This is a genomic window from Cupriavidus sp. 10L45 (assembly GCF_056395225.1).
This window is the reverse complement of record NZ_JBFTJC010000003.1, coordinates 351,689-365,662: the sequence shown is the minus strand read 5'-3', so window position 1 is coordinate 365,662 and position 13,974 is coordinate 351,689. Positions and strand designations below refer to the sequence as shown.

Sequence of the window (13,974 nt, the reverse complement as noted above, 5' to 3'; positions counted from 1 at the left end):
TCGCCCTTTTTGCTTGGGAGCGCCGGATCAGAACTTGTACGTCGCCGCCAGGAAGAAGATGATCGGATTCGGTTCGAGCTTCGTCTTCGAGGTGGACAGCGTGGTGCCGTCAGACGCCTTGATGGTCATCGTCGAGGTGCTCTTCAGCGGGATGTAGGTCACCGCCGCCGTCACGCCCCAGTGCTCGTTGAAGTTGTAGGTGCCGCCGACGTTGAACACCGGCGCCCACGACGACGAGGCATCGGCATGGACCGAAGTCGGCCCCGGGATACCGGCGCCGGCCGCCAGCACCGCGCCAAGGTTGTTGTTGACCGACTCCGCGAAGGCCGGATTCACGCGGATATCGGTGAAGAAGTTGTACGACACGCCCACCCCCAGGAACGGCCGGAAGCGCGTGCCCGGCTCCAGGAAGTGATACTGGACCATCGCGGCAGGGCTCCACTGGCGGGCGCGCGTGATGATCGGGTTCAGCGATGGATCGCCCAGGCTCTGCCGCCCCAGTGCGCCGGCGGGCCCCGGCGGGATCAGCTCGCCGTGGCCGTACAGCTTGAACTCGGGCGGAATGCCACCCACGGCCGTCACGGCGATATGGTCCGTGACGAAGTGGCTGAAGGTCAGCCCCAGCGTATCGGCATTCGACGTCGACAGGCCGCTGCCCGGCGCCGTGAACGTGGAGGGCAGGCCGAGCGGGTAGTTGATCGGCACGTCCACCACGCTGGTGGTCAGCGGCGGGCTCGTGCCGTGGGTCTGGATATGGAACCAGCCCGCCGAGACGACGTTGTCCCCGGCTTTCTGGGCGTGGGCGGTCGGCATGCCGGCGCACGCGGCCAGCGTGGCGATGGTGGCGAGGCGGGCGAACAGGCGGTGCAGGGTCATGTTGTGTCTCCTGTCCGTTATTCGACAAACGCGCCGACGGTGAAGTAGGGCGAGCCGTTGCGGTCCTCGACGAAGCCGAACACGCCGCGTGGGCCGGTGAACATGAACTTGCCCTTGGGGCCGCTGGCGCCGACGTCCTTGCGGGTGGTGGTGACCACGCCCGGCACCGTCTGCGAGAAGTCGAGCTTCATCGCCGTGGCCAGCGTGGCGTCCGAGGCGCGGAACGGGTCGAGCATGGCCGCGTCGCCATCGACCAGTGCCGTCACGCGGTACTCGAAGTTGCTGTCCACCCCCACGTACTCGGCGTTGTAGGTGCCCTGCGGCGCGGAGACCGCCTGCGCCATCATGCCGATGCCAATCTCGTCGTCGGCGCCCACCGGCAACTGGGTGAAGTCGTCGTTGGCAAAGCCCACCCGGATCATGATCGGCACGAGGTGCCCGGCCAGCTTGCCGACGATCAGGTAGGCGCGGCCCAGCACGGCGCCCAGCGTCGGCGGCAACTCGCCCTCGTAGTGCGTGGAGAGCAGCGTGCCGTTGTCCTGCGGCACGAACTTGTCGCCGCGCTGCTTGCAGGTGCCACCGGCCTTGTTGTCGCACACCGTGAACGAGCCATCGGCCGCCAGCGCCATGCGGTAGTCCTGCGCCACCATCTGGAACTTCTTCGATGGCACCTCATGGAAGCCCGAGCCGTTGTAGCTTCCGGCAATCTTGGTCAGGTCGGTCTCGGTCTGCGCGAAGCCGATGAACTGGAAGAACGGGAAGGTGGTATCCGGCACCGAGCCCGCGCCGGCGATGCCGTTGAACTGGATGCGCGCGCCCGGGATGGTGCCGCCCATCACGCCCTGCCCGATGAACAGCCGCGCCGGCCGGGCCGGGTCGAGGCTGGCGCCGAGCAGCTGGAACGCGCACTGGTTGAGCTTCTCGGTCGGCAGGCCGGTCTCTTTGGCCAGCGTGCCGGTCATCACGTTCTTGCCGCCGGTGGGGTCGGAGCGGGTCGGCTTGATGGTGCCCGTGGTGCGCGGCACCGATGAATCGAGGAAGGTGACAGCCCAGGTGCGCTGGGTGGTATCGATCTGCACCTTGACCAGTTCGCCCGAACCCGTGCCGCCGATGTAAGGCGTGGAATAGTCGATGGCGCTCGGGCACAGCCGCACCGGCGCGGCGGCCGGCGTGGCGGTGCCACCGCCGCTGTCCCCGCCGCCACCGCAGGCGGCGAGCAGGGCGGTGGCGCCGAGTACCAGCGCGAGCCGGCCCAGCCACGGTTGGCGACGGGGGACGGGGAGCGAGTCAGGAAGCGGGGAGGGCAGTTGGGGCATGAGGCGTCTCCTTGGTCTTTCTTATGGTGTGGGGTGCGGAATCAGCGGCTGGCCAGCGCGCTCACGCGGAACGTGGGGCTCGCGGCGGGGCCGAACAGGTGCGCGTAGACCGGGCCGGTGGTGATCAGCTTGCCGGTGACGCCGCTGTTGTCGGTGGTGGCCACTACGCCGGGCTGGGTGGCCTGCGTGAAGTCCATCTGGAAGCCGCCCACCGGCTTGAGCGACGAATCCTGCGGATCGATCAGCGCGACGAGGTTGTCGTGGACGATCGACGACAGGTACTTGAAGTCGCTGCCCGAGCCGATGTAGCTGCCCTGCATCGCCGCCTGCGTGGTGGCGGTGGTGGGCGAGAGCAGCGCCAGGCCCGATTCGTCATCCACGCTGAGGATGTTCGCCGCCAGGTCGATGCGGGCATAGCCGACGCGGATCAGCAGCGGCACCTGCGCGCCGTCGAGCTTGCCGACCACCAGCACGCCCTTGGCGAGACTGTTGGGGTCCTGCAGGAAGGCCTTGTCGAAGAAATGCGGGTAGGGCTGGGTGCTATTGGCGTTGTCGCTGTCGAACGCGCCGTCGGTGCCCCCGCGCAGCTTCCACGGCTGGCCCGTGGTCACGCAGTTGCCGCTCGATGCGTGACAGGTGCCATCGGCATTGAGTGTCTCCACGGTCTGCGCCGTGGCAGGCAGGAAGTAGCCGGCCGGGAACAGCTCGCCACCGGACGGCACGAGGTGGTAGCCGAGCACGTTGTAGGTGCCGGCCACCTTGGCGAAGTCGGTCTCGGTCTGGGCGAAGGCCAGCACCGGGTACATCGGAAAGGTGGTCTTCGGGATCGCGCCGATGCCGAAGATGCCGGCGTACTCGATCGTCGCCCCCGGAATGCCGCCGCCCGCCACGCCGTTGCCGACGAAGATGATCGGCGGGTTGGCCGGGTCGATCAGCGCCTGCGAGACGCCGTCGGAGGCCGTGGCCGTCTTCAGCTCGTAGGCGCACTGGTTCTGCGCCGGGGTGGGCAGCGGGCGCGTGGGATGCGCCATCGTGCCGGTCAGCGTCACGCCGCCGCGCGTCGGGTAGATGTCGTTGGTGGCCTTCGGCACGGCCGATTCGAGGATCTGGATGCGGTAGGTGCCCTGCGTGGAGTCGAACTGCATCTTCACGAGTTCGCCAGCGCCGGAGCCGCCCGTGTAGGTGGTGTTGTAGTCGAGCGTGTCCGGGCACAGCGCGGCCACGGGCTGGTTCTGCGTGGGGCCGGTGGCGGGGCAGCTGTTGGTGGCGCCGCACTGCTGGGCGGCGGCGGGCGCCGCGGTGCCCGGGTCATCGCCCCCGCCGCCGCAAGCGGCCAGCGTGAGCGTCAGGCTTACCCCAGCCAGGGTGGCGGCGAAGCAAAGGGCGCTGTTAGGGGCGCGATGTGGCGCGGGCCGAAGGTGCAGCTCGGACATGACTTGTCTCCATGTTGTTATGACCGGCGGTCCGCTTGTTGCGGATCTCTCGCGGTGGGTCGGACTCTCGCGTCTGGCGCGTTTGAGCGTCAATAGAGCGCTCGTTCCAAACACCGGTGGCCGGTCTGTCAGCGTTGCCGTGCAAGCGCGGGGGCCCAGCGTTCAAACCGTGTGCGGAGGCCCCTGCGTCCACATTCAAACGCCCGGCGTACGCACTCGCGCGGCGGTCAGAACTTGTATTCGCTGTTGGCGGGGTCGAACGTGGCGGCGTCGAAGGTCTTCTTCACCGCGCGCTCGAACACGATCTTCTCGACCATGTTGCCGTCCGCGTCCCACGCGGTTTCCACGCGCGGCCACGGGTGCTTGAGATCCAGCATCAGCTGCACCTTCTTGGCGTAGTACTTGGGCGCGCCCTCGGGGAGGTCCCAGGTCAGCGCCACCATGCGCACGCCCTGTTCGCGCACGATCTCGGCCCGGTTGTACTTTTCGGAGAGGCCGGCGGCGCGCAGCGAGCGCGCGTCGCGTTCGAGCATCGACAGCACGAACTGGAAGCCCAAGTCGCGGACCGTATGGTTCGACTGAGACTTGGCGAGCGTGCCATCGAGCGAGATCCACATCGACGTGAAGCCCATGATGCCGCCCAGGTGGCCGTACATCTCGTCCTTGCGGCGGGTCTCGTCATAGAGAATTTCCTGCCCGGACTGCACGCCGTTGGGCAGCCACTTGGCGTAGAGCTGGCGCGGCTGGTGGCGGTAGCGGATCATCATCCGCGCCGGGGTGTCCTGCCACTGGCCATTGAGGCGCTCCTGGCGGGTCATCCAGTATTCGTATTCGGGATAGCGGCTCATCTCGGCGCGCGCCCACATCAGCAGGGTCTCGGGCTGCAGGGCGTCGAAGGTGGCCAGTAGCTGCGCATCGGGCAGCGCGGCCAGCTCGCCGCTGGCAACCTGCTTCGAGAACAGCGCCGACTGCTGGGCGGCCGGGATGCCGTCATAGGGCGTGGCGGCGCGCGTACCCGGTGCTGCGGCGGGGGCGCTCATGGTTGGGGCGGCCGGCGGCGCGGTCTGGGCGCGGGCCAGCGGCAGGCCAACGTGTTGCGTGGCCAGCAGGCCGATGACGGCGCCGATGGCGGCGACCAGATGTAATGGCTTCATCGCGTGTCTCTTGTCTGTTGTTGTGCAAGGCGTGGGCAAATGGCGGGCAGCAGGGCGCCCGTGCGTGGCGCGCAGGGCGTCACGCCTCGCGGTGGCGTGGCGAAAAGAATCGATCTCGAATCAGGGCAATCCCGGCGCGACGCGGGTCGTCGCGCGCTCGGTGCCAGGGCGGCGGTCCCGATGGAGACCGCCGCGCACGGCTAGTTTCTGGAGCGGGTGCGCATCCAGTCGTCGAGCGGATTGCTGGGGAACGCGGGACACATCTCGCGGCGTACCGCCAGGCTGGCGGTGGCCGCGCGCGTGGCCCCTTCGTTGCGTACCGTGCGCGTGCCGCGTCGGGCACGGTTCACGGCGGCGGCCGTGGCAACGGCGGCCTGGTGGGCCTCGTCCTCCACGGTGGCGGCCAGGGCCGCCATATGTGCCTGCTCATCGGCCTGCTGAGCATCGCCGATGTCGAACACGTCCTGCAGCGCGCCCAGCTCCTGCGTCTCGGGCGAGGGCGCCTTGAGGGCTGCCACCACCATCGACGTCAGCTGGGCCAGCACGTGCGCATCGCTCATGCTCTTGCCCTGCGTGAACGCCGGCATCAGGTTGCCGAGTTCGTCGCCGGCCAGCACGCCGGCCAGCGCCTTGAGCGCGAAATGCAGGCGCCAGCCGAGTTCCTGGCGTGGCACGTCCGGCAGCGCCCGGGCGAAGGCTTCGAAGAAGCGCCCGAAGACCGGAGCGTAGTGCCCCATCAGGTAGGACTGGATGAATGGCGAGGTGTCCGAGTACACCCGCCCGAGCAGGCGCAGGAAGGACGGACCGCCGATCTCGGGCTGGCGTGCCATCTGCAGCGCGGGCACGAACAGCGCGCCCATCACGTGTTCGCAGCGGATGGCGTGGCCGGGCCAGCGGGCCTCGCAGGCATCGAGGAGCGCCAGTCGCCGCGTGTTGAGTGGATCCAGCCGGCGGCCGAGCACCGCCTGCATCATCATTTCCTTGCTGCGGAAGTGGTAGTTGACGGCTGCGAGATTGACGATCGCCCGCGACGTGACTTGCCGCAGGGAGGTCGCTTCGTAGCCCACTTCGATGAACAGCTTCTCGGTCGCATCCAGGATCCGCGCCTTGGTATCGCCTGCCGTGCTTTTGCCGGTCTTCATGGGGTGTCTCTCGCAAAATTACTGCTGTGGACCCCTGCAAATATCCACTACCACTGTGGCTCCGTTGCTCTGTCGGCGTACGGATGCTTGAAACGGTTGTACGAAGCCTACTTCACCGCCTCGACTGTTTCACAAGTGCAATTTTCGAAGAGTTCCTCTAGACCGCGAGTACCGATCCGCCAGGCAGAAAACCTACGCGAATCCGTAGGGTCGCCACAGTCGCCGGGCCTCCGCCATGCCTTGTGATGCCAAGCCTGGCGGCGGTTTGCCTCCGCTGCGCGATCCCCAACCCAACGCTACCGCCCCCCCGAGCGGGCCGCCGCCGATCCCATCACGCCGTGATGCGAGCTGCTAGCGACATACCATTTTGCGCCGTCAATGCGAAAACTGACAACTGGGGATTCGCCCCGATGCTCGTAGGAAACACTGACCCGTCGCACACAGACAAATTGGACAAATGGTGATGCCGGCCCTGGCTATCGACCACGCCGCGCGCCGGGTCGTCGCTCATCGCGCAGCCGCCCATCAGGTGGGCGGTGAACAGCAGGGCACGGAACGGCTTCAGGGGCAGGGTCTGGATGGCGTCGCGCGCCTGCGGCCAGCTGGTGTACCAGGCGGCGTCCAGATGGGCGGGACGCACCTTTTTGGCGCCAGCGGCGAACTGGGCCTCGGCCATGCTCAGCCAGGCGCGGCGCACGCCGTCCCAGACGTAGTCGCTCAGCGCGTAGTCCAGCACCGGGCTGCCGTCGTCGGCCACGCGCACCCGGCCGCCGGGGCTATCCGGCACGAAGCCGTCGCGCAACAGCGCCAGCATGGCGTTGGTGTGCGGCAACGCGGCCATCTCGCGGCGCAGCGCATCGCCAAAGTTATTGAGCACGCCAGCGCTGATGCCGGGGAACATCGGCGGGACCTCCAGCTTGTAGCCCATCGGGCCGGTGGCGCCATTGCGCCACTGAAATTCGTCCGAGGCGATGGATTGGGGCGCGCCATAGTACGGTTCGATAAGCTCCGGCATTTTCGCAATACTCAAATTCACCGGATGAATAAACGTGCGACGACCGACAAGATCGTGCGGATCCGGCACCCCCGAACGCAGCAGTAGCGCCGGCGAGTTGATGGCCCCGCCCGCCACCACCACATGGCGTGCCCGCACGGTCAGCGTGACGCCGGTCGGCGTATAGCCGTCGAAGCCGAGGGCCTCGCCCGTCAGCCCGTGCACGGCCTTGCCGTCATGGTCGAGCTTGCGTACCCGCACGCGGTGGATCAGCGTGGCGCCGTGGGCGAGCGCGTTGGGAATCGTCGACACCAGCATCGACTGCTTGGCGTTGACCGGGCAGCCGAAGCCGCAATAGCCGGAGTTCCAGCACCCCTTCACATTGCGCGGAATCACGTGCGATTCCCAGCCGAGCTGGTCGCAGCCCCGCTTGAGCACCGCGTTGTTCGGATTCGGTGCCATCGCCCACGGCGCCATGCCGAGCCGGGCCTCGATGCGCGCGAACCACGGCGCCATCTCGGCCTCGCTGTGGCCCGTCACCGCGTGTTCGCTGGCCCAGTGCGCCAGCGTCCGGGACGGCGTGCGGAAGCTGGACGACCAGTTGACCGTGGTGCTGCCGCCCACCGAGCGCCCCTGCAGCACGGCGATCGCACCGTCCGACGTCGCCCGGGCGGCCGCCTCCTGGTAGAGATCGCGATAGGCGCGCGCCTCGTCCATGTCCCGGAAGCTGTTCGAGGTATGCAGCCCGCCTTCCTCGAGCAGCAGCACCCGCAGGCCCGCTTCGCTGAGGATTTCGGCGGCCATGCCGCCGCCCGCACCGGTGCCGATGATGGCCACGTCAGTGTCGAGCGTGCGCGGCGCGGTGAATGTGGCGGCGTCCAGCACCTTCCAGCCGGACGCGATGCCGGCGCTGTAAATATCGTCGATGGCCATGAGCGGGAGCCTTAGCTGTGGAGGGCGCGATAGACCGCGGGATTCGGGCCGGGATAGCCGCTCGCAGCCCAGGTGCCCGGCAGCACGAAGTAGGCGACGCTGGCCAGCTTGACCAGCACCACGCCGCCCGCGTTGAGCGTCTCGAAACGGCTGGCGCGCCAACGCGCGAGGAAGGCGCGCACCGCATCGGGCGTGGCCTGCTCCCACGGCGACCGAACGCCCGCCACGGCCCAGCGCAGCGGCGTGCTGGCCAGCAGGTCAAGCAGCTTGCGTAGTTCCCCGCGCCCGTTCTGATCCATCGCGGCGATGGTTCCGTCGATGTTCCTTACGGCGGCGGCCAGCCGCGTCTCGTGCGTGGCGGCGTCCACCGTGGCCAGATCGCTGGCGATGGCGGGCAGCAGGGCGCGAAACAGGGTCACATCGGCCGGGCGCAGGAACGCCATGCCGGCCTCCGGCGCATCGGCGGGCGTGCAGCCGGTCAGCCCCGGGAACAGCGCCGAGCAGGCGATGGCCGCCGAGAAGCCGGCGCCAACCTTCAGGAATGCGCGACGCGCGGGTCGTTGGGGTGGGGCGAGGGAAGCTGGTCGGGGCATGCGGTGTCTCCGTTTTTGTTCTTGGGATGACGGCGTTGCGATTCTGCCTAAGCGCCCGAGAATAATTTCGACTTCCACTTCGGTTTCAAACGCGCGGCTGACAACCGTACCCACTGCTGCGCCCATCGCCGTGCCGTCGTTTTATGTGACGGCTACGACACTGGAAATCCCCCAAAAATAGAGCAATCCTTCAAGCCATCGGATTGACCGGCCCCGGAAGCGCTACCTATGATGACATCGACCAATGTCACAATAAACGGTGTCGCTAACGAACCGCCGCCAGCCGGCGCCGCCAGCGCACCCACCGGAACGCCCTCTATGAACGCACCCGTGGACCTGCCGGCCGGTCTTGGCACCGAAGTCACCTGCGACATCGCCATCATCGGCAGCGGCTTTGCCGGGCTGGGCATGGCCATCCGCCTCAAGCAGTCTGGCGAAGACGATTTCCTGATCTTCGAGCAGGCCGAGGCGGTGGGCGGCACCTGGCGCGACAACCACTACCCCGGCTGTGCCTGCGATGTGCAATCGCACCTCTATTCGTTCTCGTTCGCGCCGAACCCGGACTGGTCGCGCATGTTCTCGACCCAGCCGGAAATCCGCGCCTACCTGGAACACTGCACGGACCGCTTCGGCCTGCGCCCTCACCTGCGCCTTGGGCATTCGCTCCAGCAGGCCACCTGGGACGCCCCGGCAGGCTGCTGGCGCCTGCGCATGGCCGATGGCCGGCGCGTGCGGGCGCGGGTGCTGGTGTCGGGGATGGGCGGCCTGAGCCGGCCATCGATCCCCAATATTCCCGGCCTCGATACCTTTGCGGGCGCGATGTTCCACTCGCAGCAGTGGCGCCATGACACGCCGCTGGCCGGCAAGCGCGTTGCCGTGATCGGCACCGGTGCCAGCGCGATCCAGTTCGTGCCGCAGATCGCGCCGCTCGTCGATCAGCTCGACCTCTACCAGCGCACCCCGCCGTGGATCATGCCGAAGCCGGACCGGCCGGTCTCCGCCACCGAGCGCTGGCTGTTCCGTCACCTGCCGTTCACGCAGGCGCTGGCGCGCACGGGGATCTACTGGATGCTCGAATCGCGCGTGCTCGGCTTCGTGCTCCATCCGAAGCTGATGAAGGCGGTGGAGCGCATCGCGCGCCGCCATCTCCGGCGGCAGGTGCCGGACCCGACCCTGCGCGCCACGCTGACGCCGGACTACACCATCGGCTGCAAGCGCGTGCTGATTTCGAACGATTACTACCCGGCGCTGATGCGGCCCAACGTGGACGTGGTGACCACCGGCATCGACCACGTCGAGGCGGACGCCATCGTCATGCGCGACGGCACGCGCCGCCCGGCGGACTGCATCATCCTCGGCACCGGCTTCCACGCCACGGACCCGCTGCCGCGCGGCGTGATCGTCGGCCGCGACGGCGAAGACCTGCTCGATGCCTGGCGCGATGGCGCGCAGGCCTACCTCGGCACCACCGTGGCCGGCTTCCCGAACCTGTTCCTGATCGTCGGCCCAAACACCGGCCTGGGCCACAGCTCGATGGTGTTCATGATCGAGTCGCAGGTGAACTATGTGCTGGACGCGCTGCGCCACATGCGCCAGGCCCGCCTCCAGGCCGTGGACGTGCGCCCGCCCGTGCAGGCCGCCTTCAATCGCAACATCCAGCAGAAGCTCGGCCACGCCATCTGGAGCGCCGGCGGCTGCGCCAGCTGGTACATCGACCCACGCAACGGCAAGAACACCACGCTGTGGCCGGGCTTCACCTGGCAGTTCCGCCGCGCCACGCAGGCTTTCCAACCGGCCGATTACGAGCGATGGCCGGCACGGCAGCCGACCGGCATGCCGCAGCCCGAGGACGCCGACGCGATCCGCGTCTAGCCCCACACGCCAAATAAAAGAGGAGACCCGCATGAAGGTGTTTCGAAACAAGGTGGCCGCCATCACCGGCGCCGGTTCGGGCATGGGCCGATGCCTGGCGATCCAGCTCGCGCAGGAGGGCTGCCACGTGGCGATTTCCGATTGCAACGAGGCGGGGCTGGCGGAAACCGCTGCGCAGGTCGCGCGCCATGCGCCGGGTGTGACGATAACGGCGCACCTCGTCGATGTGGCGGACCGCGCCGCCGTCCACGCCTGGGCAGACGACGTGGCCGCCGCGCATGGCCGCGTCAACCTGATCTTCAACAACGCCGGCGTGGCGCTGTCCAGCACCGTGGACGGCATGCAGTACGACGATCTCGACTGGATCATCGGCATCAACTTCTGGGGCGTGGTCCATGGCACGAAGGCCTTCCTGCCGCATCTCAAGGCCAGCGGCGAGGGCCACATCGTCAACACCTCGAGCGTGTTCGGCCTCTTCGCGCAGCCCGGCATGGGCGCGTACAACGCCAGCAAGTACGCGGTGCGCGGCTTCACGGAGTCGCTGCGGCAGGAACTCGACCTGATGGACTGCGGCGTCTCGGCCACCACGGTGCACCCGGGCGGCATCAAGACCAATATCGCGCGCGACAGCCGCGTCTCGCCGAGCGTGAACGGCCTGCTTGTGCGCGATGCCCAGCAGGGCCGTGAGGCGTTCGAGAAGTTCTTCATCACCACGCCCGAGAAGGCCGCCGGCATCATCCTGGACGGCGTGCGCGCCAACAAGCGGCGCGTGCTGGTGGGGCCCGATGCGTACGCGGCAGACGCCATGGCGCGCCTGCTGCCGGCGGCGTACCAGTCGCTGTTGGTGCGCGAGACGCGCCGCAAGCGCAAGACGCTGATGCCGGACGGCACGCCGGCGGCGGCCAGCGAAGGAGAGCGCGCATGACCCGCGCCGCGTTGCCGCGGGAAGCCGCGCTGCAGGCGCCGCCGGGCGCGTTCACGCGCTGGTTCGGGCAGGGGCGGGTGGGCTTCTTCAGCCTGTCCCGCGCTACGCTGGCGCGCCGCTACGCGCTGCCGGCCTCGCGCTGGGTGCAGGTGATGGGCGCGCTGGTCCACTACACCGAGGAGGGCGTGCCCGAGGGCGAGCCGCTGGTGCTGATCCATGGTTTCGGCGCGTCCCTGCACACCTGGGAAGGGCTGATGCCCGCGCTGCGCCAGCGCTACCGCGTGCTGCGGCTCGACATCGCCCCGTTCGGCCTGACCGGACCGCTGCGCGACGCACGCGGCCGCGTGGTGACGATGGACATCCACGTCTACCGCGACTTCATCGACGCCTTCCTGGCCGCCGTGCAGGTCTCGCGCGCCACGCTGATCGGCAACTCGCTGGGCGGGCTGATCGCCTGGGACCTGGCCGTGCGCCGCCCCTCGCTGGTCAACCGGCTGGTGCTGATCGATGCGGCCGGTTTCCCGATGCAACTCCCTATCTATATAGATCTGTTCCGCCACGCGCTGGTGCGCTGGTCGGCGCCGCGCCTGCTGCCCGAGTGGATCATCCGGGCGGCCACGCGCGATGTGTACGGCGATGCCTCGCGCGTGCCCGAGGCCACCTTCCGGCGCTATGTCGATTTCTTCTACGCCGAGGGCAGCCGCGAGGCCATCGGCCGGATGGTGCCGAAGCTCGATTTCGCCGACCTCGCCACCGACCTGCTGGCCGGCGTGCGCGCGCCGACGCTGGTGCTGTGGGGCGACCGCGACCGCTGGATTCCGCCCGCGCACGCCGACGCCTTCCTGGCGCGGCTGCCCAACGCCACCCTGCGCCGCTACGCCGGCCTGGGCCATATCCCGATGGAGGAAGACCCGCACCGCGTGGCGTCCGACCTCCTGCCGTTCCTGGACGCCGCCGGCGCAGGCCGTCCGCTTTCGATCAAGGAGCTCACATCATGATGCCAGTCCGTCGCGACGTGCATCCGCACCTCCCGCCAGCCCGCATCAGCGACTGGCACGAGCGCGGCCCCCACGTCACCCACTTCATCAACGCGCTGTCGATCTTCTTCCCGGCCGGCGAGCGCTTCTTCATGGACAGCGTGCGCCACTACCGCGACCAGCTCACCGACCCGGAGCTGAAGCGCGCCGTGGCCGGTTTCATCGGCCAGGAGGCGATGCACACGCGCGAGCACATCCTCTACAACCGGCTGCTCGACGACGCGGGCCTGCCGGCGAGCCAGCTCGACAACTTTGTATCAAAACTGTTGAATTTGCTGCGCAAGATCCTGCCGCACTCGTGGCAGCTCGCGCACACCATCGCGCTGGAGCACTACACGGCGATGCTGGCCGGCGGCATGCTGTCCGACCCGCGCCACATGGGCCGTTCGGAGCCGGGCTACCGGCAGGTGTGGACCTGGCACGCGCTCGAGGAAACCGAGCACAAGGCCGTGGCCTATGACGTCTGGAACGCCGTGATGAAGCCCGGCCCGTACCGCTACCTGCTGCGCGCGTTCACCATGCTGACCACCACGGTCACGTTCTGGGCGCTGGTCTTCGTCTTCCACGTGCGGCTGGTGATGGCGGACAAGACCTGCCGCCACAAGCTGCCCGGCTTCGGCAAGGTCGTCAACTTCCTCTGGGGCGCGCCGGGTGTGCTGCGCAAGATGATCCCGGAATGGTTCGACTACTTCCGGCCGGGTTTCCATCCGTGGGACGAGGACAACCGGGCCGAACTGAACCGGATCGGGCCGCTGATCGAGGAGATCGAGCAGACCGCGCTGCAGGCCGGGGCCAGCACGCGCGCGCCGTCGATCCGCAGCGCGGCCTAGCTGCGCGGTTCGGTAGGAGGTTCCGAGGGAGGCGCGGCGGGATCGTGCAGGTGTTCAAGGATCGCGGCGACGCGGTCCCCGAGGTACTTGTTGGCCGAGATTTCCAGCGCACGCATCATCTCGGTCTCCACGGCCACCATCGCCAGCGGGCGGATGCGCCAGAGGATGTCCACCAGCCGGGGCACCTCGGCCGGCGGCGGCAGCTGGCCTTCGCCAAAGCGGTCCAGCTCGCGCACGACCATGCCGACGATGCGGTCGGACACGGCCTGGAAGTGGCTGCGGGAATGCTCGATGATGTCCAGCACGTCTTCCAGCCCGAAGCCGGCCCGGGCGATCTCCGCGCCGGCCATCAGCGCGCGCGGGCTGCGCGCGAGGTAGCCGAAGCCGTCCGGCTCCAGCAGCCCCAGCGCGATGGCCTTGGCCAGCGCCGGGCGCGACACCGCACGGCCGAACAGCCGGGCCAGTGCGAGGTAGGAATAATGGCGCGGCGCCTCGCTGTTCCACGGGCTGCTGATGGCCGTCTCCAGCCCGAGGATGGAGCGCAGGTCGTGGCCTTCGACGATGGCCTTGAGCAGCTCCATGATGTTGGCGAGCGTGTAGCCGCGCGCCAGCAGGTGATGGATCAGGCGAAGGCGCCCGAGATGGGTTGGCGTGTAGATGCCGACCCGGCCACGCCGCTCGGGCGGATCGATCAGGCCGCGATCCTGGTACGAGCGGATATTGCGCACCGTGGTGCCGGCCGCGCGCGCCAGTTCGTCGATCGTGTATTCGGGATGCGGCGGCTTGGCGCCGCGCGGTTCGGTGGCCATGGGGGAAAATTCTAACCGAGTCGCGCAGGGGCCGGCGCTACAATGCCCGATCTCCCGCCT

12 protein-coding genes are annotated in these 13,974 nt (G+C 68.4%); 4 read left to right on the top strand and 8 right to left on the bottom strand.

Annotation, left to right across the window (positions count from 1 at the left end; all coding sequences use genetic code 11):
- Nucleotides 1-27: 27 nt before the first annotated feature.
- From AC1DFU_RS07640 to AC1DFU_RS07610, 7 genes are all read right to left on the bottom strand, one after another.
- Nucleotides 28-813, bottom strand: a complete 786-nt coding sequence (locus AC1DFU_RS07640; protein WP_441591627.1) for an OmpW/AlkL family protein — start codon at nucleotides 811-813, stop codon at nucleotides 28-30.
- Between the two features lie 80 nt (nucleotides 814-893).
- The gene (locus tag AC1DFU_RS07635) at nucleotides 894-2,192 is read right to left on the bottom strand and encodes a DUF2957 domain-containing protein (RefSeq protein WP_441591557.1); all 1,299 of its coding nucleotides are present in this window, start codon (nucleotides 2,190-2,192) and stop codon (nucleotides 894-896) included.
- Nucleotides 2,193-2,233: 41 nt separating this feature from the next.
- Nucleotides 2,234-3,625, bottom strand: coding sequence for a DUF2957 domain-containing protein (locus AC1DFU_RS07630; protein ID WP_441591555.1), 1,392 nt, complete (start codon nucleotides 3,623-3,625; stop codon nucleotides 2,234-2,236).
- Nucleotides 3,626-3,852: 227 nt separating this feature from the next.
- Nucleotides 3,853-4,779: a DUF1571 domain-containing protein gene (locus AC1DFU_RS07625; protein ID WP_092291068.1), complete on the bottom strand. Its 927-nt coding sequence runs from the start codon at nucleotides 4,777-4,779 to the stop codon at nucleotides 3,853-3,855.
- 200 nt (nucleotides 4,780-4,979) lie between these two features.
- Entirely contained in the window at nucleotides 4,980-5,921 is a 942-nt protein-coding gene (locus tag AC1DFU_RS07620; RefSeq protein WP_092291070.1) for a TetR/AcrR family transcriptional regulator, read from the bottom strand.
- A 331-nt stretch (nucleotides 5,922-6,252) separates the two neighbouring features.
- Entirely contained in the window at nucleotides 6,253-7,848 is a 1,596-nt protein-coding gene (locus AC1DFU_RS07615; protein ID WP_441591552.1) for a GMC family oxidoreductase, read from the bottom strand.
- 11 nt (nucleotides 7,849-7,859) lie between these two features.
- The gene (locus AC1DFU_RS07610) at nucleotides 7,860-8,441 is read right to left on the bottom strand and encodes a hypothetical protein (RefSeq protein WP_092291074.1); all 582 of its coding nucleotides are present in this window, start codon (nucleotides 8,439-8,441) and stop codon (nucleotides 7,860-7,862) included.
- A 318-nt stretch (nucleotides 8,442-8,759) separates the two neighbouring features.
- On the opposite strand from AC1DFU_RS07610, the gene AC1DFU_RS07605 reads away from it, so the two are divergent.
- From AC1DFU_RS07605 to AC1DFU_RS07590, 4 genes are read left to right on the top strand one after another with little or no spacing between them, the layout of a single operon-like run.
- Nucleotides 8,760-10,313, top strand: a complete 1,554-nt coding sequence (locus AC1DFU_RS07605; RefSeq protein ID WP_441591550.1) for a flavin-containing monooxygenase — start codon at nucleotides 8,760-8,762, stop codon at nucleotides 10,311-10,313.
- Nucleotides 10,314-10,344: 31 nt separating this feature from the next.
- Nucleotides 10,345-11,238, top strand: coding sequence for an SDR family NAD(P)-dependent oxidoreductase (locus AC1DFU_RS07600; RefSeq protein ID WP_441591548.1), 894 nt, complete (start codon nucleotides 10,345-10,347; stop codon nucleotides 11,236-11,238).
- On the top strand, nucleotides 11,235-12,236 hold the full coding sequence (locus tag AC1DFU_RS07595; RefSeq protein WP_441591546.1) for an alpha/beta fold hydrolase: 1,002 nt from the start codon (nucleotides 11,235-11,237) through the stop codon (nucleotides 12,234-12,236). Before AC1DFU_RS07600 ends, AC1DFU_RS07595 begins: the two co-directional genes overlap by 4 nt.
- On the top strand, nucleotides 12,233-13,105 hold the full coding sequence (locus AC1DFU_RS07590) for a metal-dependent hydrolase (protein WP_092291082.1): 873 nt from the start codon (nucleotides 12,233-12,235) through the stop codon (nucleotides 13,103-13,105). The genes AC1DFU_RS07595 and AC1DFU_RS07590 overlap by 4 nt, the downstream gene beginning before the upstream one ends.
- Here the strand turns inward: AC1DFU_RS07590 and AC1DFU_RS07585 are convergent.
- The gene (locus AC1DFU_RS07585; RefSeq protein WP_441591544.1) at nucleotides 13,102-13,914 is read right to left on the bottom strand and encodes a MerR family transcriptional regulator; all 813 of its coding nucleotides are present in this window, start codon (nucleotides 13,912-13,914) and stop codon (nucleotides 13,102-13,104) included. The two genes, AC1DFU_RS07590 and AC1DFU_RS07585, sit on opposite strands and share 4 nt — an antisense overlap.
- Nucleotides 13,915-13,974: the final 60 nt, after the last annotated feature.